This is a genomic window from Streptomyces sp. Inha503 (genome assembly GCF_047215865.1).
In the GTDB taxonomy this organism is placed as follows: domain Bacteria; phylum Actinomycetota; class Actinomycetes; order Streptomycetales; family Streptomycetaceae; genus Streptomyces; species Streptomyces lycopersici.
On the sequence record NZ_CP178360.1, the window covers coordinates 8538208 to 8558591 of the forward strand.

15 protein-coding genes are annotated in these 20384 nt (G+C 71.4%); 12 read left to right on the forward strand and 3 right to left on the reverse strand.

Features of this window, described 5'->3' with window-relative positions; all coding sequences use genetic code 11:
• Positions 1 to 38: 38 nt before the first annotated feature.
• The gene (locus tag ACJX2R_RS36325) at positions 39 to 269 is read right to left on the reverse strand and encodes a DUF397 domain-containing protein (RefSeq protein WP_069873995.1); all 231 of its coding nucleotides are present in this window, start codon (positions 267 to 269) and stop codon (positions 39 to 41) included.
• Positions 270 to 587: 318 nt separating this feature from the next.
• Between ACJX2R_RS36325 and ACJX2R_RS36330 the strand changes: the two genes are divergently transcribed.
• The 9 genes from ACJX2R_RS36330 (at position 588) to ACJX2R_RS36370 (ending at position 15460) form a co-directional block, all read left to right on the forward strand.
• Positions 588 to 3131 carry a PQQ-binding-like beta-propeller repeat protein gene (locus ACJX2R_RS36330; protein ID WP_413103540.1) on the forward strand — a complete coding sequence of 848 codons (2544 nt, stop codon included), beginning with the start codon at positions 588 to 590 and terminating at the stop codon, positions 3129 to 3131.
• Between the two features lie 9 nt (positions 3132 to 3140).
• Positions 3141 to 5333 carry a PQQ-binding-like beta-propeller repeat protein gene (locus ACJX2R_RS36335; RefSeq protein WP_413103541.1) on the forward strand — a complete coding sequence of 731 codons (2193 nt, stop codon included), beginning with the start codon at positions 3141 to 3143 and terminating at the stop codon, positions 5331 to 5333.
• Between the two features lie 5 nt (positions 5334 to 5338).
• Positions 5339 to 7519, forward strand: a complete 2181-nt coding sequence (locus tag ACJX2R_RS36340) for a protein kinase domain-containing protein (protein ID WP_413103542.1) — start codon at positions 5339 to 5341, stop codon at positions 7517 to 7519.
• A 53-nt stretch (positions 7520 to 7572) separates the two neighbouring features.
• Positions 7573 to 9630, forward strand: a complete 2058-nt coding sequence (locus tag ACJX2R_RS36345) for a serine/threonine-protein kinase (RefSeq protein ID WP_413103543.1) — start codon at positions 7573 to 7575, stop codon at positions 9628 to 9630.
• 214 nt (positions 9631 to 9844) lie between these two features.
• Positions 9845 to 10132 (forward strand): 30S ribosomal protein S15, encoded by a 288-nt coding sequence (rpsO, locus tag ACJX2R_RS36350; protein ID WP_020868053.1) that lies wholly within the window; start codon positions 9845 to 9847, stop codon positions 10130 to 10132.
• A gap of 404 nt (positions 10133 to 10536) precedes the next feature.
• Complete coding sequence (locus ACJX2R_RS36355) at positions 10537 to 12810, forward strand: polyribonucleotide nucleotidyltransferase (protein ID WP_413103544.1); 2274 nt, start codon at positions 10537 to 10539, stop codon at positions 12808 to 12810.
• Complete coding sequence (locus tag ACJX2R_RS36360; RefSeq protein ID WP_413103545.1) at positions 12807 to 14186, forward strand: M16 family metallopeptidase; 1380 nt, start codon at positions 12807 to 12809, stop codon at positions 14184 to 14186. Before ACJX2R_RS36355 ends, ACJX2R_RS36360 begins: the two co-directional genes overlap by 4 nt.
• A gap of 49 nt (positions 14187 to 14235) precedes the next feature.
• Positions 14236 to 14988: a 4-hydroxy-tetrahydrodipicolinate reductase gene (gene dapB, locus ACJX2R_RS36365; protein WP_413103546.1), complete on the forward strand. Its 753-nt coding sequence runs from the start codon at positions 14236 to 14238 to the stop codon at positions 14986 to 14988.
• A 10-nt stretch (positions 14989 to 14998) separates the two neighbouring features.
• The gene (locus ACJX2R_RS36370; RefSeq protein ID WP_413103547.1) at positions 14999 to 15460 is read left to right on the forward strand and encodes a hypothetical protein; all 462 of its coding nucleotides are present in this window, start codon (positions 14999 to 15001) and stop codon (positions 15458 to 15460) included.
• A gap of 45 nt (positions 15461 to 15505) precedes the next feature.
• Here ACJX2R_RS36370 and ACJX2R_RS36375 read toward each other — a convergent pair whose 3' ends face one another.
• Together ACJX2R_RS36375 and ACJX2R_RS36380 are read right to left on the reverse strand one after the other, a co-directional pair.
• On the reverse strand, positions 15506 to 16057 hold the full coding sequence (locus tag ACJX2R_RS36375) for a hypothetical protein (protein WP_413103548.1): 552 nt from the start codon (positions 16055 to 16057) through the stop codon (positions 15506 to 15508).
• A 65-nt stretch (positions 16058 to 16122) separates the two neighbouring features.
• A complete protein-coding gene (locus ACJX2R_RS36380; protein ID WP_020868047.1) occupies positions 16123 to 16365 on the reverse strand; it encodes a hypothetical protein in 243 nt (80 codons plus the stop codon).
• 178 nt (positions 16366 to 16543) lie between these two features.
• Between ACJX2R_RS36380 and thyX the strand changes: the two genes are divergently transcribed.
• The 3 genes from thyX to ACJX2R_RS36395 all read left to right on the forward strand — a co-directional run bounded on the left by thyX (position 16544) and on the right by ACJX2R_RS36395 (position 20201).
• Positions 16544 to 17284, forward strand: a complete 741-nt coding sequence (gene thyX, locus ACJX2R_RS36385) for an FAD-dependent thymidylate synthase (RefSeq protein WP_262705677.1) — start codon at positions 16544 to 16546, stop codon at positions 17282 to 17284.
• A gap of 207 nt (positions 17285 to 17491) precedes the next feature.
• Positions 17492 to 18391, forward strand: a complete 900-nt coding sequence (gene dapA, locus ACJX2R_RS36390; protein WP_210946273.1) for a 4-hydroxy-tetrahydrodipicolinate synthase — start codon at positions 17492 to 17494, stop codon at positions 18389 to 18391.
• Between the two features lie 124 nt (positions 18392 to 18515).
• Positions 18516 to 20201, forward strand: coding sequence for a ribonuclease J (locus tag ACJX2R_RS36395; protein ID WP_262705678.1), 1686 nt, complete (start codon positions 18516 to 18518; stop codon positions 20199 to 20201).
• Positions 20202 to 20384 lie beyond the last annotated feature (183 nt).

Consider the following 20384-nt stretch of genomic DNA (forward strand, 5'->3'; position numbering starts at 1 on the left):
CGCCCTCTCATTCACGCTCGTCGGCCCCTCGTGCTCCCTCAGCTCAAGTCGAATTCGCCGTCCCGCGCGCCCAGCACGAAGGCACGCCACTCGGCCTCCGTGTAGCGCAGCACGGTCTCGGGGTCGGTGGAATTCCGCATGGCCACTGCCCCGTTCGGCAGATAGGCGATCTCCACCCGGTCTTCGGAGGTGCTGCCAGGTGCGCTGAGCCACTCGACACCGGAAATGTCGAGGGCGTACAGCTCTTCCTTCTCTTTGGCGTCGGCCACTGGTGGAGAACCCCTTCGGATACCGCGGATGACATCCCGCCCGGCCTTTGGACGGAAGGCGAGGGCGGGCCACTGTGCTCGGCTCCCGCCACGTCTCACAGTGTTGTCCACAGCGCGTGACGCGGCAATCGAACACGGTGACAAGGGGCCCGGTAGGGTGGCGCCGCGGGCGTAACGCGGGCGGGGCGACGGGACGGATCGAAGACGGGGGGCCTTCCGCATGAGTGCGGACTACAGCACGCGGAGAAGCGGAGCCATGGCCGAGGCGGTACGCCGTCCCGGCAGCCTGGATCGTCCCCGTGGTCACGGGGGGCGTTCGTGGAGCCGCTGAGTCAGGGCGATCCGCGGCGGCTCGGCCCGTATCACGTCATCGCGCGGCTGGCGCCGGACGCGGGTGAAGTTCCCGCTATGGAGAGCCACTTCATCGCGCGCGGTGCGGCGGGGGATCGTACGGTCGTCGTCGCCGCGCCGTCGCAGGAGCTCATGGACGACGTCGGATACCGGGAGCGCTTCCGCGTGGAGGCGGAGAACGCGCGGCTTCTGGGCGGCGGACGGCCCCCGCTGTGGCTCGCTCCCGTTGTCGAGGTCTCGGGCGGGGGCACCGGCCGGCCCTGGAGCGTCACGCCGTTCCTGCCGATGCTGTCGCTGCCCGCCGTGCTGGAGACGAACGGGGGGCCGCTTCCCGTGCGCACCGTAAGGGCGTTGGGAGCGGCGCTGGCCGAGACGCTCGCTGAGGTGCACACCGCGGGCTTCGCCCACGCCGGTGTCGCACCGGGCACGGTCTTCCTGGCGGGCGACGGCCCGCGGCTGGTGGGCTACGGCGCGGTGCGGGCCGCCGCTCCGGACGGTGCGGCGCGGGTGGGGCTTCCGGGGCTGGAGGACGACGCCCTGCCGCCGGAACAGGCCGCGGGCGGGCGGCCGCGGCCGCTGGGCGACGTCTTCGCGCTGGGCGCGGTGCTGGCGTACGCGGCGACCGGGCGTCGGCGGCCGGACGCCGAGGATCTGCCGGAGGAGTTGCGGGGCGCCGTGGTCCGGTGTCGGGCCCAGGATCCGGCCGACCGGCCGACGGCGCGGGCGCTGCTGGACGAGCTGATGCCTGGCGTAAGCGTTCCCCTCGGCGGCCCCCTTCCCTCAAGTGCGGTGAGGGCGCCCGCGGGTGCCCCGCCGACGGTTGTCGACGCGGGATCCGCGGGCTCGAAGGGTGGCGCGGCGTGGGGAGCGGGCCCGGGATCCGCGGGCTCGAAGGGTGGCGCGGCGTGGGGAGCGGGCCCGGGATCGACCGCCCTGGACGGCTCCGGTGGCATCAGCCGGGCCGTGGGTGCGCTGGGGCCGGGGTGGTTGCCGGGGCGGGTGATCGCGGCGCTGTCCGAGCTGTCCTCGGCGGTGCTGGCGGCGGAGATCGAGGTGGTGGAGGCGCCGTCCCCGGCGACGGCGGACGTGCCAGTGGGGCCGGGCACCTCCGTGGACCGGGCGTCGCCGGAGCGCGGAGCCACGCCTTCGGCTGTGCCCGAGGCCGGGCCGGCGCATGAGGCCGGGTCGGCGCATGGGGCCGGGGCCGCGGACGGGACCAGGGGCGCCTCGTCCGGTAAGACCTTCGCCCCATCCCTCAGCCCTTCCCGGCGCCGCCTCCTGCTGGGCGTCGCCGGCGGTACCGCCGGAGTCGCCGTCGGCGGCGGTGCCACATGGCTGGCGACGGCCCCGGGCGCGCCCGCACCGCTCACGCCCGCCCAGCGACTCGCCGCTCACCGCCCCAGCCGCCGGCTTGCGGGTGCGCCGCCTACGCCCCTGTGGCGCTACGACGTCAAAGGGGTGGCATCGACGTACGCCCCGCTCATCTGGCGCGACGCGGTCGCCGTCCTCACGGGGAAACGGGTGGTCGTCGGGATCGACCTCCGTACGGGCAAGCGGCTGTGGACGCGGGACGGACTGCGCCCGGCGGGGCAGCCCTGGGTGACCGACGGGGACGCGCTGGTCGTCCCGGGGGACGGGCTGGTGGGGCTGGAGCCGCGGACCGGTCGGGTCCGCTGGCGCTCGAGCGACTTCCGGCAGGGTGCGCGGAGCTCCTTCTCGGGGCTGCTCGCAGTGGCCGGGAGCACGGTCTGGTTCATGGCGGCCGTAAGGGACGAGCGCGGAGACGGAGGCCGTGTCGTGGTCGCTTATGACGTCCATGAGCGCTCGGAGTTGTGGCGCGAACCCCTCGCGTCGGGTTTGAACGAGGGGCATCTGCTGAAGGACGCGCTGGTGGTGATGGCCGGCGGTGACCGGGAGGGGGCGGGTGCCAAGAAGGCCGTCGCGCTCAGCCGCGACCGTGGGAAGGAGCTGTGGCGGCGGGCCTATCCGGGCATGACCACGAAGGGGTTCGTCACCACCGACGCCCGGCGCACGCTCATCGCGGCCCTCGGAACCACCCTCCGGGGCTTCGACGCGGCCCAGGACGCGGCGTTCCTGTGGTCCGTCGGCTCCAAGGGGAAGGGACCCGAGGGCCGTCCCGCCGACTTCGGACTTCCGCTCGTCCATGGGAAGACCGCCTATGTCGCCGACGGTGGTTTCGCCCTCCACGCGATCGAGGCGGCTACCGGCGAGATCCGGTGGCAGCGCGTCTATGGCTTTGTGATGAAGGCGCTCGCGGCGCCGCGCACGCCCGACACCCTGGTCAGCCCGGCCGGGCGCAGGGTGTTGATGGCCGGTGACGCCGAGGTGGACGCGTTCGACGCCGAGGACGGCTCCTTGCTGTGGCGCTTCACCGATGCCGGTGCCGATCCGGGCCCGCGCTCCGAATCGGCCCGCCGTAAGGTCGCGTTGACGGATAACAGGGTGGTCATCGCCGGGAGCGGAAGCGTCTACGCGCTGCCGCTCGATTAGGAAGGACGCATGGAACCGCCGATTCTTGACCGTCGGACGGGACGGACCGATCACGACGCTCCACAGCGCACCGACCACGACGGGGGACAGCGGATCGGCCCGTATCGAATCCTCGCCACCCTGGATGTGCCCGAGCACGCCGATGACGCACGCCGCTGCCTCGCCCGCGACGCTCGAACGGGCCGTACCGTCGTCCTGACGCTGCCGCCGGCGGCGTGGGCCGATGACGCCGGATACCGGGTGCGGTTCCGGGCCGAGGCCGAGAACTCCCGTCGGCTGCGTGGCCCTTGGGCGGCTCCGGTCGTCGACGTCGCCCCGCCCGACGCGGAGCTTCCCTGGGTCGCCCACGACTGCTTCCCCGCCATGACGCTGCCCGCGGCGCTGGCCGCGCACGGCGGGCCGCTCCCCGAGGACACCGTGCGCGCATGGGGCGCGGCTCTCGCGGAAACCCTCGCGGTCGCGCATGCCAACGGCCTCGTTCACGCCGGGATATCGCCCCAGGCGGTGCTCCTGACGCGGGACGGCCCCCGGCTGACCGGCTACGGGCTCGCCCGGGCAGCCGTCGGCATCCGCCCCGCCGCACCCCAGGGAGGCCCCTCCGCGACCTCGCACCCCAGCCACCCGGCCACGGTCCACGGCAGCCGGGCCGCGCTGCCGCCCGAGCAGCGGGCCGGTGAACCGCCGCGCCCTTACGGTGACGTCTATGCCCTGGGCGCCGTGCTGGCCTACGCCGCGACCGGCGGTAAGGACACCGGGCCCGACGCCTTGCCGCCGGGGCTGCGCGAGCCCATCGCCGCCTGTCTCTCCCCGGACCCGGCACATCGCCCCCAACCCGGCACGCTCGCCCGGGAGTTCCGCTCGACTCCGGAGCCCGCCGCGCCGGGCCGCGTGCCCGACGCCGTCGAGGCGGCCCTCGCCGAGCAGGCCGCACACCACCCCGCCGCCATCCCGCCACCGGAGCTCACGGAGCCCGCCGGCCACCCGCCTGCCGCGGGTCTACGGCCGTCCCGGCGCTCCGTGGCCGTCACCGTCCTCACCGGCGCCGCGGGACTGGGCCTGGGGATCGGCGGAACGGCCCTGTGGCGGGCCGTGACGGACGATCCGCCCGCCCCACCCGAGCCCCTCGCCCTGCGCGGGGTCGCCCCCGCTCCGCTGTGGCGCCGCCGCATCGAGACCGAGATCGACGGCCCGCCACTGCTCTGGAGGAACAGCCACCTTCTTCTGCCGGGTGCGGGCGAGGTCACGGCGGTGAGGGTCCGCGACGGGAAGAAGATGTGGACCCGTGACAACGTGTGGGGTGTCGGCGACCTCAGTCCGCTCGGCGGTGACCTTGTGCTGAAGCCGGGAATCAGGGAGCTCATCGCCCTGTCGGCGCGCACCGGGCAGGTCAAGTGGGTGGAGCGGGCCTACGACGGCGAGAAGCGGCAGCGCTTCCGCTATCCGCTGGCGGCCGACGGAAGGACCCTCTGGTTCCTGGCCCAGGACGAGGAGAAGACCGCCACCGTCGTCGCCTATGACCTCGAGACCCGCAAGGAGCGGTGGCGCACCCCGGTCCCCGGCGGATTCGGTGGCTCCGAGGAACACTCCGCGGTGCTCCGCGAGGACTCCCTCCTGCTGTCGAACCGCAGCGAGTCCGCGCCCAACACCCCGTGGACCTATCTGGCCCTCGGCCGGCGCGACGGTGCCAAGCTGTGGACGCGGACCTACAAAAGCGTCCTCACCGTCGCGGACGATCCGACGGAGATCGTCTCAGGGGACCTCCTGATCACCTTCACCTCGGACGTCATTTCCGCCCACGAGATATCCACGGGCACCAGGCGATGGCGCTTCAGCTGCGAGGACTTCATGTACGCCGATGGCGCGCTGCACGGCCGGACGCTCTACGTGACCGACGGCGGCGCCGTCACCTACGCCGTCGACGTGACCCACGGCAGGCTGCTCTGGCGCCGCCGGGCGGCCGTCGACGCGGCCTCCCCCATGTCGGAGAGCGAAACAGCGCTGAGCCACTCCGGCCGGACCCTTTTCCAGGTCAACGCCTCGGAGGTGGAGGCGCTGGACGCGGCGGACGGCTCACTGCGCTGGCGCTTCGCCCCAGCGGCCGAGGGGGCGTCGGCCGGGGCCCTCAGCGGTTCCGTCCTCACCGCGCCCGGTGTGGCCCTCGTCAGGAACGACCAAGCCTTCTACGCACTGCCGGTGGACTGAAACCGATGGCCCATCCCCTCACCCATGACGACCCCCAGCGCCTCGGCCCGTACACCCTCGTCGCCCGGCTCGGCAGTGGCGGCATGGGCACGGTTTACCTGGGACGCTCATCCGGTGGCCGTACGGTCGCGCTGAAGACACTGCACGCGCGGTTCGCGGCGGAAGCGGAGTTCCGTACCCGCTTCCGGCTGGAGACCGACGCCGCGCGGGTCATCGGTGGACAGCACGGAGCGCAGGTCATCGACGCGGACACGCTCGCCCCGACCCCCTGGCTCGCCACCGAATACGTCCTCGGCCCGCCGCTGGACGACGCGGTCGCGCTCTGTGGCGCCCTGCCCGAACGAGCCGTACGGGCGCTGGGAGCCGCCCTGTGTGACGCGCTCGCGCAACTGCACCGGTCCGATGTGGTCCACCGCGACCTCAAGCCCTCCAACATCCTGCTGACCGCACTAGGCCCCAAGGTCATCGACTTCGGCATCGCCCGCGCGGTGGGCGACGACCGGCTGACCCGTACGGGCGCGGCGGCCGGAACGCCCGCCTATATGTCGCCGGAACAGGTCTCCGGTGGTGAACACACCGCCGCGGGTGATGTGTTCGCCCTCGCCGGAGTGCTCGTCTTCGCGGCCACCGGCCGCCCGCCCTTCGGCGGCGGACAGCCCGCCGATCTGTTCTACCGGGTGCGGTACACCGACCCCGACCTGTCCGGGCTGCCGGGGGGATTGCGCACCGTACTGGAGCCGTGCTTCGCCAAGGACCCCCGGCAGCGGCCCGGCACGGCCGAGCTCGGGCCGCTGCTGCACGTCGGGGGAGGCCACTTCGCCGATCATCTGCCGGACCCCGTCCTGGCGGAGATAGCCAGGCTGGGGACGGCCGTATGGGAGATCCAGCCGTCCAGGACGCCCGCGCCCGTGGACGAGGAGACCACGGCCGGTGTGGACCGGCCGCGTGGACCGTCCGGGATCTCCCGCCGTAAGGCCGTCACGATCGGAGGGGGCGGAGCCGTCGCGGCCGTCGCTGCTGCCGCCACGTGGGCCTGGCTCCGCCCCGACGACGGTGCGAGCGGTACCGCCGCCCAGGCGCCCGCGTCCCCCACACGCCCGCCCGGCACCCCGCCGCGCATGTCCTGGAAGTTCACCCCGCCCTCCACCACATCCATGGCCGAATGCGCCGTCCTCCTCGCCGGGGACCACACCGCGGTCATCGCCGACACCGGGCTGTACTGGATCGACCCCGAAACCGGAGCCAGGCGCGGCGCCAACGACCTGGTGACGAAGGCACAGCACGCCGTCTCCGACGGCCGGCGGCTGCTCGCCTGTGACTCCAGCGCCGATCATGTCCGCATCGCCCCGGTGGATCCTGGGACGGGCAACTTCCGGACGCCGCTCGCCACGGTCAAGGACCTGGAAGTGGACGACGTACGGCTGCTCGCCGCCACCTCGGACGCGGTCTTCCTGGAAGGGACGGGCCGTAAGGGCCTTGTGCGTGTGGCCATCGACGCGCGCACGGGGGAGGAGCAGTGGCGCCGGGTCAGCGACACCCCCGAGTTCCAGGATCCCCTCGCGACCCCCGCGGGCTCCTCGCTCGTGCTCTCCTTCCGCGAGCGGGTCACCGTGGTCGGCGCCGCCGACGGCAGGCGCCGCTGGTCGAAGATGCTGGCCAAGGAGAGCTACCGCATCCTTCCGGGGACGCAGCGCCACACCTTCTCGGGCGGACTTCTCTACACCGGCGGGAAAGACCTCTTCGCCGTGCGGCTCTCCGACGGCGAGGTCGCCTGGCGATTTGGTGAGGGCCGTAAGGCCGGCGACAAGGACGAGCCGGACTCCGCGCGATACGGACCGCCCCTGCTCAGGGAAGGCGTGGTCTACAGCCTGGAGACGGGCACCGGCCTGGTCGCCGTGGACTCCAGGAGCGGAAAGCTGCTGTGGGAGCAGAAGAAGGGCACGGGCCCCGCGCTCAACTTCCAGCCTCCGCCCGCCCTCGGTAAGCGGTACCTCTACGCCTTCCCCGACGTCGGCACCGACCAATGGGCGGCGGCGATCGACCTCCGCGGTCACAAGGCGGCCTGGACGTTCCAGGGCCCCGGCACCGCCATGGCCTCGCTCAACCCCACCATGACCGTCCACCGGGGTGTGGGTCGGCTGATCATCGCGGGTGGCTCCACCGTATGTGCCATCCCCCTCGAATGACCGGGACCCGGACTCGTCCCATCGCGCCGTCCCACCCCTAGGAGCCTCCGTCCATGAACCCTCTCGGCACCGGCGACCCGCTGCGCCTCGGCCCGTACCGCCTCACCGGCGTGCTCGGGGCGGGCGGCATGGGCCAGGTCTACCTGGGGCGGGATTCCGGGGGTCGGATCGCGGCGATCAAGGTGCTGCGGCCCGAAGCGGCCCACGACCCCCATATGGCCCAGCGTTTCGTGCGCGAGGCGCACGCGGCCCAGGCCGTTCGGGGCGACGGGGTGGCGCGGGTGCTCGCGGCACAGACAGAGGGCGGGCGGCCGTGGATCGCCACGGAGTTCCTCGCCGGACCCACGCTCGACCAGGCCGTGGAGCGGTACGGCGCACTGGAGGAGCCCGCCGTAAGGGCGTTGGGAGCCGCGCTCGTCCGTGCGCTCCACGACATCCACGGTGCCGGGCTGGTCCACCGTGACCTCAAACCCTCCAACATCGTGCTCACCTCCCGCGGTCCAAGGATCATCGACTTCGGGATCGCCAGGCCCGAGCACGGGCTGACCCTGACCACCACCGGGCAGACCGTCGCCACCCCCGGCTACGCCCCGCCCGAACAGGTCCTGGGGCAGCGGACCGGCCCCTCGGGCGATGTGTTCTCCCTCGGAGTGGTCCTCGCCTACGCGGCGGGCGGGCGGCCGGTCTACGAGGGCGGCCATGTGGCCGCCGTGCAGTACCAGGTGGTGCACGGCGAGCCGGAGTTGGGCGCGGTGCCCGGGGCGCTGCGGCCCCTGGTCGAGCCCTGTCTGGCCAAGGACCCCGGGGCCCGGCCCGGTCTCGACTGGATCGGCCGGGCGCTGGCGCCGCCCCGGGGCGCGGACCGGGTCTGGAGGAGCGGGCCGCTCGCGCAGGACATCGCGCGGCGCGAGGCGGACGCCCGGCGCATGGCCGCCCTGCCCGGCGACCGGCCGGGCCCCTCCAGGCGGCGGCTCATCGGCACGCTCGCCGCGGGCGGCGCCGTGCTCGCGGCGGGTGGGGGAGGCGTCGCGTGGTGGCTGCTGCGCGGCGACGAGGCGGAGGCCGACGGGCGGCCCTGGGAGGCCGAGCCGCTGGCCCACTACGACGAGGGGACGGCCCCGTCGACCCTGTGGGGCCCCGTGAGCCTCGGATCCATCGGCGCCGCCGATGCGCGGACGCCCGCCCCGCTTCCCGTTCATGACGTCGTCGTGGCCCCGGCCGAGGGCGGCCGTCTACGGGCCTACGCCGTCCGCACCGGCCGGGCCCGTTGGACCTCCCGGGCAGCCGGACTGACCGGACGCCTCCTCGCCGTATCCGATGACACCGTCCTTACGGTCGACGGCAAGGGCGCGCTCCGCGCATTGGACGCCCGGAACGGCGAGGAGCGGTGGAAGGCATCGGCCGCGGACGCGGCGACGCTGCTCGCGGTGGACGACAAGGCCGTCTACGTCGCCACCCGTGGTGGTGAGCTGCGCGCCGTCGCGCTGACGTCTCATACGTCCCTGTGGACTGTGCCCTCGCCGGTGAAGACCTCGGGGAAGAGCCCGGCGGCGGCCGTGGCGGCCGACGGCCATCTGGTGGTCTGCGGTGGAGATGGCCAGGTCGTGGCGGTCGACGCGGCCCGTGGGAAAACCATCTGGGGACCCGCACGGCACGGAACCTCGGCCCTGGCCCCCGCCGTCGCCGATGGCACCGTCTACCTGGGCGGCCGCTCCCTTACCGCGCTCACGCTGTCCACGGGCGAGAAGAAATGGGCCCAGCCCAGCGGTGGCGGGCGCGGCTGGAGCGCACCCGTCGTCGCGAAGGGCGTCGTCTACGCCGTGGACGCCACCGATCTCTCGGCCCGCCGTACGGACGACGGAACGGACGCCTGGACGCTCACGTTCGCCTCCGAGGACAGCTCCCGGGACGCCCCTGTGATCGCGGGGAACAGCGTCTGGGCGGGCGCCGGGGAGGCCGGTTCACGAGGTGTCGCGGCGGTGGACATCCGCGGCGGACGCCTCGCCTGGCCCTACACTCAGGGCACCGAGGGCCGCTGGGCGCTGGCCGCGGCCGGCAACCGCGTCTTCATGCTGCACAACGGCACGCTCACCGCCATGCCGGTCTTCTAGGACCGCGGCCCCGGACACCCCACCACCCCCACCCCCGCACACCCCCCACCAAGACGCTGGTACCCTGTGTGCTGGCCGTTTGCGTACGCGTCCCCGGAGGCTTCGAGTCTCGGGAGACAGCGCCCAGCGGACCCCGCCTCCCGAGTCACGGAAGATCCCCTGAGACAACGACCAGGGGCACTCGGCGGCTGATGACGAAAGCAAGGAGTACCGAGTGTCGCTCGACGCCGCTACCAAGAAGCAGATCATGACCGAGTTCGCCACCAAGGAGGGCGACACCGGCTCCCCCGAGGTGCAGGTCGCGCTGCTCACGCGCCGCATCTCCGACCTCACCGAGCACCTCAAGACCCACAAGCACGACCACCACTCCCGCCGGGGTCTGCTGCTCCTGGTCGGCCAGCGCCGCCGCCTGTTGCAGTACCTGGCGAAGAAGGACATCACGCGCTTCCGTGCGCTGGTCGAGCGCCTGGGCATCCGCCGCGGCGCGGCGGGCGCCAAGTAAGACGTCAAGGAGGGAGCGGTTCCCGCGACGGGGGCCGCTCCCTTTGCCATACGCGGCGCCGTACGGTTTCAGCCAAAGGTGAGCCAATGGTGACCCGTACGGTCTTCGCGCCGGTGCGTAGCGTTGGCGCTACGTACCGTAGGGGCCGGACGACACAGCCGTCGTGATGACGGCCGAAGCTTTGTAGTCTGGTCCCAACAACGCCATAACGAACGAGGAGGAGCGCCTCATTCCCGCCGCACCGGCGCCACAGGAGCCGGTCCTCGGTAGTGGCTCCCGGAACTGGCAATTCCGGTGGCTTCGATCGAAGACCGGCCCGGCGCCGGCCAGTAAGGCCCGGGGGCGCTGCTCCACCACCGTCCACCGTCACACGGACGAGGGACGCAGAAGAGGAGATTTCCCTGGTGGAGAACGAGACCCACTACGCCGAAGCGGTCATTGACAACGGCACCTTCGGCACCCGCACCATCCGTTTCGAGACGGGCCGTCTGGCCCGTCAGGCCGCCGGTTCGGCCGTGGCCTACCTGGACGACGACACCATGGTGCTGTCGGCCACCACCGTTTCCAAGAACCCCAAGGACCAGCTCGACTTCTTCCCGCTCACGGTCGACGTCGAGGAGCGGATGTACGCGGCGGGGCGCATCCCCGGCTCGTTCTTCCGCCGTGAGGGCCGCCCCTCCGAGGACGCGATCCTCACCTGCCGTCTGATCGACCGCCCGCTGCGCCCGTCCTTCAAGAAGGGCCTGCGCAACGAGATCCAGGTCGTCGAGACGATCATGGCGCTCAACCCCGACCACCTCTACGACGTGGTCGCGATCAACGCCGCCTCCTGCTCCACGCAGTTGGCCGGGCTGCCCTTCTCGGGCCCCATCGGCGGTACCCGCGTCGCCCTGATCAGGGGCCAGTGGGTGGCCTTCCCGACCCACTCCGAGCTGGAGGAGGCCGTCTTCGACATGGTCGTCGCCGGCCGGGTGCTCGAGGACGGCGATGTCGCGATCATGATGGTCGAGGCCGAGGCCACCGACAAGACCATCCAGCTGGTCAAGGACGGCGCCGAGGCTCCCACCGAGGAGATCGTCGCGGCCGGCCTTGAGGCGTCGAAGCCCTTCATCAAGGTCCTGTGCAAGGCGCAGGCCGACCTCGCCGCCAAGGCCGCCAAGCCGACCGCCGAGTTCCCGATCTTCCTCGACTACCAGGACGACGTCCTGGAGGCGCTCACCGCCGCCGTCCGTGACGAGCTGGCCCAGGCGCTGACCATCGCGGGCAAGCAGGAGCGCGAGACCGAGCTGGACCGCGTCAAGGGCGTGGCCGCAGAGAAGCTGCTGCCGCAGTTCGAGGGGCGCGAGAAGGAGATCTCGGCGGCGTACCGCGCGCTGACCAAGGCCGTGGTGCGCGAGCGCGTCATCAAGGAGAAGAAGCGCATCGACGGCCGCGGCGTCACGGACATCCGTACGCTCGCCGCCGAGGTCGAGGCGATCCCGCGGGTCCACGGCTCGGCGCTGTTCGAGCGCGGCGAGACCCAGATCCTGGGCGTCACCACGCTGAACATGCTCCGCATGGAGCAGCAGCTGGACACGCTCGCGCCCGAGACCCGCAAGCGCTACATGCACAACTACAACTTCCCGCCGTACTCCACCGGTGAGACCGGCCGCGTCGGCTCCCCCAAGCGCCGCGAGATCGGCCACGGCGCTCTGGCCGAGCGGGCGCTGCTGCCGGTGCTGCCGACGCGCGAGGAGTTCCCGTACGCCATCCGCCAGGTCTCCGAGGCGCTCGGCTCCAACGGCTCGACCTCCATGGGGTCGGTCTGCGCCTCGACGATGTCGCTGCTCAACGCCGGTGTGCCGCTGAAGGCCCCGGTCGCGGGCATCGCCATGGGCCTGATCTCCCAGGAGATCGACGGCGAGACCCACTACGTCACCCTCACCGACATCCTCGGTGCGGAGGACGCGTTCGGCGACATGGACTTCAAGGTCGCCGGCACCAAGCAGTTCGTCACCGCGCTCCAGCTGGACACCAAGCTGGACGGCATTCCGGCGTCCGTGCTGGCCGCGGCCCTCAAGCAGGCCCGCGACGCCCGGCTGCACATCCTCGATGTGATGAACGAGGCCATCGACGTCCCGGACGAGATGTCCCCCAACGCGCCGCGGATCATCACCGTGAAGATCCCGGTCGACAAGATCGGTGAGGTCATCGGCCCCAAGGGCAAGATGATCAACCAGATCCAGGAGGACACCGGCGCCGACATCACCATCGAGGACGACGGCACCATCTACATCGGTGCCGCCGACGGCCCGGCCGCCGAGGCCGCCCGCGCGACCATCAACGGCATCGCCAACCCGACCATGCCGGAGGTCGGCGAGCGCTACCTGGGCACGGTCGTGAAGACCACCACCTTCGGTGCGTTCGTCTCCCTGCTCCCGGGCAAGGACGGCCTGCTGCACATCTCGCAGATCCGCAAGCTCGCCGGCGGCAAGCGCGTGGAGAACGTCGAGGACGTGCTGAAGGTCGGCGCCAAGGTCCAGGTCGAGATCGCCGAGATCGACCAGCGCGGCAAGCTCTCCCTCATCCCGGTCATCGAGGACGAGGAGGGCGCGGACGCGGACGAGTCCCAGGCCGAGGCCAAGCCCCAGACGAAGGACGCTGCGTCCAACAGTGGCTCCGCCCCGGGCGCCAAGTGACGTCCCGCGACGACGGCACGACGGCCCGCACCTCCTCGGAGGCGCGGGCCGTCGCCCGTACCCAAACGCTTCTCGAGGGCGAGAACGGCATCGGCACGGTCCGCAGGACGACCCTCCCCGGGGGCCTGCGCGTCGTCACCGAGACCCTTCCCTCCGTGCGCTCCGCCACCTTCGGCATCTGGGCGCACGTCGGCTCGCGCGACGAGACCCGTACGCTCGGCGGAGCCACCCACTACCTGGAGCACCTGCTCTTCAAGGGCACCCGGCGGCGCAGCGCGCTGGACATCTCCGCCGCCATCGACGCGGTCGGCGGCGAGATGAACGCCTTCACCGCCAAGGAGTACACCTGCTACTACGCGCGGGTGCTCGACACCGATCTGCCGCTCGCCATCGACGTCGTCTGCGACATGCTGACCGGCTCGGTGATCAACGCGGCGGACGTGGACGCGGAGCGCGGTGTCGTCCTCGAAGAGATCGCGATGACCGAGGACGACCCCGGCGACTGCGTGCACGACCTGTTCGCCCACACCATGCTCGGCGACACCCCGCTCGGCCGCCCGGTCCTGGGCACCGTCGACACCGTCAACGCCCTGGGCCGTGACCAGATCGCCCGCTTCTACCGGAAGCACTACGACCCGACGCACCTGGTCGTCGCCGCCGCGGGCAACGTGGACCACGACGACGTCGTACGCCAGGTGCACGCCGCGTTCGACAGGGCGGGCGCCCTGTCCCGCGCCGACGCGGCCCCGGTCGCCCCGCGCGCCGGCACCCGTGCGATCCGTACGGCGGGCAGGGTCGGGCTGCTGAACCGCAAGACCGAGCAGGCCCATGTCGTCCTCGGCATGCCCGGCATCCCGCGCACCGACGACCGCCGCTGGGCGCTCGGGGTGCTCAACACCGCGCTCGGCGGCGGGATGAGCTCCCGGCTCTTCCAGGAGGTCCGGGAGAAGCGCGGCCTCGCCTACAGCGTCTACTCCTACACCTCCAGCTTCGCCGACTGCGGGCTCTTCGGCGTCTACGCCGGCTGCCGCCCGAACCAGGTGCACGACGTCCTCAAGATCTGCCGCGACGAGCTCGTCCAGGTCGCGGAGAACGGCCTGAGCGACGAGGAGCTGCGGCGCGCCGTCGGCCAGCTCTCCGGCTCCACCGTGCTGGGCCTGGAGGACACCGGCGCGCTGATGAACCGGATCGGCAAGAGCGAGCTGTGCTGGGGCGAGCAGATGTCGGTGGACGACATGCTCGAGCGGATCGCGGAGGTCACCCCGGACGAGGTGCGCGAGGTGGCGCGCGATGTACTGGGACGCCGTCCTTCGCTGTCCGTCATCGGCCCGCTGAAGGACAAGCAGGCGGCGCGTCTCGACGAGGCCGTCGCCTGACCCGTTGGTGCGTCAGTCCCCGCCTCCCGGATCGAAGGAAACAGGATCGATGAGCAAGCTGCGTGTGGCCGTCCTCGGAGCCAAGGGCCGGATCGGCTCCGAGGCCGTACGAGCCGTGGAGGGCGCCGAGGACCTGGAACTGGTCGCCGCGCTGGGCCGGGGCGACAAGCTCGATGCCCTGGTCGAGACGGGCGCCGAGGTGGCGGTCGAGCTGACCGAACCGGCCTCGGTGATGGACAACCTCGAGTTCTGCGTCCGCAACGGCATCCACGGCGTCGTCGGCACCACCGGCTGGACGGACGAGCGCCTGGCGCGGCTGCGCGGCTGGCTCGACGCCTCGCCGACCACCGGTGTGCTCATCGCGCCGAACTTCTCCATCGGCGCCGTGCTGACCATGCGGTTCGCCCGCCAGGCCGCCCGGTTCTTCGAGTCGGTCGAGGTCATCGAGCTGCACCACCCCAATAAGGTGGACGCCCCCTCCGGCACGGCCGCGCGCACCGCACAGCTGATCGCCGAGGCCCGGCGGGAGGCCGGCTGCGCCCCGCAGCCGGACGCCACCGCCACGGCGCTCGACGGGGCGCGGGGCGCGGACGTGGACGGGGTGCCGGTGCACTCGGTGCGGCTGCGCGGGCTCCTGGCCCATCAGGAGGTCCTGCTGGGCGCCGAGGGCGAGACGCTCACCATCCGCCATGACTCCACCCACCACAGCAGCTTCATGCCCGGCATCCTGCTCGGCGTCCGCCGCGTGGTGGCCACCCCCGGCCTGACCTTCGGTCTGGAACACTTCCTGGATCTGGACTGAGGGCACAGCGGTGCGCGCAAAGATCACATATTTCGTTCTCGCGGCCGTCCTGGTCGTCTACTTCGTACTGGTCGGCGACCGTGGGGTGCTACTGATCCGGGAGGGCACCCCGGTCACCGTCGTCTTCGGTGTGGCGGTGCTGGTGATGCCCCTCATCGGCGCCTGGTTCCTGTGGCAGACCACGCAGTTCGCGCGGAGCGCGGACCGGCTGGCCCGGGAGCTGGAGGCGGAGGGCGGCCTCCCGGTCGACGAACTGGTACGGACGCCCGGCGGGCGGATCGACCGGGACTCGGCGGACGCCGTGTTCGCCAAGCGCCGGGCCGAGACGGAGCAGTCGCCGGAGGACTGGCGGTCCTGGTTCCGGCTCGCCGTGGCGTACCACGACGCACGGGACACCGCGCGCGCCCGTAAGGCGATGCAGCGCGCCATCGCCCTGCACGACGGCAAGCCGGTGCGGGCGGCCGGGGGCTGACCCTGGTCGCCCGCGGTGCTGCGGGAGGCTCGGCGGCGGTACGGCTCAGCGGTGGGCGGCGGCCCAGCCCTCGATCGCGTCGGCGGCCCTGTCGAAGCTCTCCGCCTGGCCCAGGAAGTCGGCGTCATGGCTGGTGAACAGGGTGTCCGGCGTTCCGCCGCGCACCGGCTGGAGCAGCAGCGCCTGCCCTTGAACGGTGCGTGGCAGGCCCAGCCACCGGACCGGCTGCTGGGCCGTGCGTATCGCGCCGATGTCCTGCCAGCGCACCGTGGTGCTGCGCAGGAGGCCGATCCGGCGCAGCCCCTGGGCGTTCACCACGACACCGCTGCGCACCAGCCTTACGGCCGTCACGATCATCAGCGCCGCGACGCCGACGCAGACCCCCGCCGCGGACAGCGATCCCGCCATCGCGATGATCATCGCGGAGAACAGGACGTACGAGGCGAGCAGCAGCAGAAGAGCGGCGCCCCCGACCCTCCAGGGTCCCGGCCGGTAGGGACGGCGCCAGCGGTCCGGGTCCTCGTAGCCGAGCGGGTCCGCTCCGGCCGCCGCGTCGTTGTCACGGGCGCGGTCGGCGGTCAGGAAGGGCAGGGGCACGGGAGTTCCTCACTCACACACATGTCCGGATGGGCCTGTGCTGGGTGAGGCTATCCCAGCGGTGGTCAGCGTCCGTCGGACGCCTCTGACTGCTGGATCTGGTGGGTGGGGTGCGACTGGCTGTCGAGGGCGGGTATCCCGAACATCAACGAGCCGATGAACCCCGCGACGATCGTGAGCCCGATCAGGGTCCGTCCGGCGATCTGGGACGGTGTGGCGCGGGGTCGGGGCGGTGGGGTGACATTGCTGCGGAAACGGTCGGCTTCGGCGACGAAGGCGAACGGCACGGGCTCTCGCCGGCGGAACATTTGCGGGCTCTCCTTGGAACCTCGAACGTGAGTACTTCAATGTGTAGGACGTGTGAATGACCGATTGGGTGCCCGTATCCGGCGACTTCAGTCAAAAATTTCGGCTGAGCGGGACTGTCGGTGGTGCCCCGTAAGCTGGGCGCCGCCCTGAGCGACGCACCATGGAAGGACCCGCCCGGTGACCGAGACCCCCGCCGAGATCGAGAAGGCCAGTTTCCGCAGCGATGTGACCGTCGAACTGGTCAAGCACAGCGCTGCCGACTCCGACGTGTTGTGGGCCGCGCGGGTCTCCACCGCGGGTGAGCAGTCCCTCGAGGAGGTCACCAAGGACCCGGAGCGCTCCAAGGGGCTGATCAACTTCCTGATGCGGGACCGCCACGGCAGCCCGTTCGAGCACAACTCGATGACCTTCTTCATCAGCGCCCCGATCTTCGTCTTCCGCGAGTTCATGCGGCACCGCGTGGGCTGGTCGTACAACGAGGAGTCCGGTCGCTACCGCCGTCTGGAGCCGGTGTTCTACGTCCCGGGGGAGGCCCGCAAGCTGATCCAGCAGGGCCGCCCGGGGAAGTACGAGTTCGTCGAGGGCACCCCGGCGCAGCACGAGCTGACCGGCCGGGTCATGGAGGACGCCTACCGCCACGCCTATGAGGCGTACCAGGAGATGCTGGCCGCCGGAGTGGCCCGCGAGGTGGCCAGGGCCGTGCTCCCGGTCGGCCTGTTCTCCTCGATGTACGCCACCTGCAACGCCCGCTCGCTGATGCACTTTCTGGGCCTGCGCACCCAGCACGAGCAGGCCGCGGTGCCCTCCTTCCCACAGCGGGAGATCGAGATGGTGGGGGAGAAGATGGAGGCGCACTGGGCGGGGTTGATGCCGCTCACCCACGCCGCCTTCAACGCCAACGGCCGAGTGGCTCCGTAGCCGACCCCCGTAGCGCGGGGCCCGCGCCTCGGACGGATCATCGGGCGAAGTGTCCGTATTGCGGCGTTTCGAGAAGTTCATCTAGGCTGAACAAACGGGCCCGGCACTGCTTGAACCCCCGAGCAGGCAGTGCCGGGTCCCATCTCTTCGCTCCGTCCGCAGCCCCGAGCGAGCGCCGTGGGGCGCGCTACGAGTAGCGTGGAGCCCATGGCACCGACATCCACATCGCAGACCCCTTTCGGGCGGGTGCTGACCGCCATGGTCACGCCATTCACCACTGACGGCGCGCTCGACCTCGACGGCGCCCAGCGACTCGCTGCTCATCTGGTGGACGCCGGCAATGACGGACTGATCGTCAACGGCACCACCGGCGAGTCCCCCACCACCAGCGATGCGGAGAAAGCCCAGCTCGTACGCGCCGTGGTGGAGGCGGTCGGCGACCGCGCCCATGTCGTGGCCGGAGCGGGCACCAATGACACCCGGCACAGCGTGGAGCTCGCCCGCGCCGCCGAGCAGGCCGGTGCCCACGGGCTGCTGGCCGTCACGCCGTACTACAGCAAGCCGCCGCAGGAAGGCCTCCTCCGGCACTTCACCGCCATCGCCGACGCCACCGGCCTGCCGGTCATGCTCTACGACATCCCGGGCCGCAGCGGTGTCCCGATCGGCACCGAGACCATGGTCCGGCTCGCCGAGCACCCGCGCATCGTCGCCAACAAGGACGCCAAGGGCGACCTCGGACGCGCCAGCTGGGCCATCGCCCGCTCCCGCCTCGCCTGGTACTCCGGCGACGACATGCTGAACCTGCCGCTGCTGTCGGTCGGCGCGGTCGGCTTCGTCTCCGTGGTCGGCCATCTGGTCAGCCCCGAGCTACGGGCCATGCTCGAGGCTCATCTCGCGGGCGACGTCGCGAAGGCAACGGAGATCCACCAGAAGCTGCTGCCGGTCTTCACCGGCATGTTCCGCACCCAGGGTGTGATCACGACCAAGGCCGCGCTCGCCCTCCAGGGCCAGCCCGCGGGGCCGCTGCGCCTGCCGTTGGTCGAGCTGACCGCCGAGGAAACCGAACAGCTGAAGCGCGATCTCGCCGCCGGCGGGGTACAGCTCTAAGCAAAGAGGCGATTACTCGCACCTTCATACTTCACAACTGCATACAGACACATCAGCAAGTGCACGAATGTCACGCGCGCCATGTGCCCAGGGGGCATGTGGCGCGCGTGGTGAGGAGAGTCTTTTGAGTCATCCGCATCCTGAGCTCGGCCCTCCGCCGAAGCTCCCCGAGGGCGGTCTGCGCGTCACCCCGCTCGGCGGCCTCGGTGAGATCGGCCGGAACATGACGGTCTTCGAGTACGGCGGCCGGCTGCTGATCGTCGACTGCGGGGTGCTCTTCCCCGAGGAGGAGCAGCCCGGAGTCGACCTGATCCTGCCGGACTTCACATCCATCCGGGACCGTCTCGACGACATCGACGGCATCGTCCTCACCCACGGCCATGAGGACCACATCGGCGGCGTCCCCTTCCTGCTCCGCGAGAAGCCCGACATCCCGCTGATCGGCTCCAAGCTGACGCTCGCCCTGATCGAGGCGAAGCTTCAGGAGCACCGGATCCGTCCGTACACCCTCGAGGTCGAGGAGGGGCACCGCGAGCGGATCGGCCCCTTCGAGTGCGAGTTCATCGCGGTCAACCACTCCATCCCGGACGCCCTGGCGGTCGCCATCCGCACCCCGGCCGGCATGGCCGTGCACACCGGCGACTTCAAGATGGACCAGCTGCCGCTCGACGGTCGGCTCACGGATCTGCCCGCGTTCGCCAAGCTCGGCGAGGAGGGCATCGATCTGCTCCTGGTGGACTCCACCAACGCCGAGGTCCCCGGGTTCGTACCGCCCGAGCGCGATATCTCCGGTGTGCTGCGCCAGGTCTTCGGCAACGCGCAGAAGCGCATCATCGTCGCCAGCTTCGCCAGCCATGTGCACCGCATCCAGCAGATCCTCGACGCGGCGCATGAGTACGGGCGCAGGGTCGCCTTCGTCGGCCGCTCGATGGTCCGCAACATGGGCATCGCCCGTGACCTCGGCTATCTGCGGGTGCCCGCCGGTCTCGTGGTGGATGTGAAGACCCTCGACGACCTACGGGACGACGAGGTGGTGCTCGTCTGCACGGGCTCCCAGGGCGAGCCGATGGCCGCGCTCTCCCGGATGGCCAACCGCGATCACCAGATCCGGATCGTCGAGGGCGACACGGTGATCCTGGCCTCGTCGCTGATCCCCGGCAATGAGAACGCGGTCTACCGGGTCATCAACGGACTGACGCGATGGGGCGCCACGGTCGTCCACAAGGGGAACGCCAAGGTCCATGTCTCCGGCCATGCCTCGGCCGGCGAGCTGCTGTACTTCTACAACATCTGCAAGCCCAAGAACCTGATGCCGGTGCACGGCGAATGGCGCCATCTGCGCGCCAACGCCGAGTTGGGCGCGTTGACCGGGGTTCCGAAGAACCGTTGCGTCATCGCCGAGGACGGTGTCGTGGTGGACCTGGTCGACGGCATCGCGAAGATCGTCGGCAAGGTGCAGGCGGGATACGTGTACGTGGACGGCCTCTCGGTGGGCGATGTCACCGAGACCTCGCTCAAGGACCGCCGCATCCTCGGCGACGAGGGCATCATCTCGATCTTCGTGGTCGTCGACAGCACGACCGGCAAGATCGTGGGCGGTCCGCACATCCAGGCCAGGGGCTCCGGTATCGAGGACTCCGCCTTCTCCGCGGTCATCCCGAGGATCGAGGATGCCCTGGCCAAGTCGGCCTCCGACGGGGTCGTGGACCCGCATCAGCTCCAGCAGCTGGCGCGCCGCGCGGTCGGTAAGTGGGTCTCCGACAGCTACCGTCGCCGCCCGATGATCCTTCCCGTGGTGGTCGAGGTCTGACGTCATGCCTGACACACCCTCAGCCGCACACCGGCGCTGAACACCCGGCGGGGCTCCTCGATTTGCATCGAGGAGCCCCGCTCCAGTACGTTTACGGCTCCGCCAGAGGGGAACCCGGAGCACTCAACGGCCTTCGGGGGAGCCCACCGGCGGGGGTGAAAATCGACTCGGAGAAATTCTGAT

Coding starts and splice junctions, on each gene's coding strand:
- dapB (WP_413103546.1), top strand. CDS start 14,236: ATGAGCAAGCTGCGTGTGGCCGTCCTCGGAGCCAAGGGCCGGATCGGC.
- dapA (WP_210946273.1), top strand. CDS start 17,492: ATGGCACCGACATCCACATCGCAGACCCCTTTCGGGCGGGTGCTGACC.
- ACJX2R_RS36340 (WP_413103542.1), top strand. CDS start 5,339: ATGGCCCATCCCCTCACCCATGACGACCCCCAGCGCCTCGGCCCGTAC.
- ACJX2R_RS36335 (WP_413103541.1), top strand. CDS start 3,141: ATGGAACCGCCGATTCTTGACCGTCGGACGGGACGGACCGATCACGAC.
- ACJX2R_RS36380 (WP_020868047.1), bottom strand. CDS start 16,365: ATGTTCCGCCGGCGAGAGCCCGTGCCGTTCGCCTTCGTCGCCGAAGCC.
- ACJX2R_RS36345 (WP_413103543.1), top strand. CDS start 7,573: ATGAACCCTCTCGGCACCGGCGACCCGCTGCGCCTCGGCCCGTACCGC.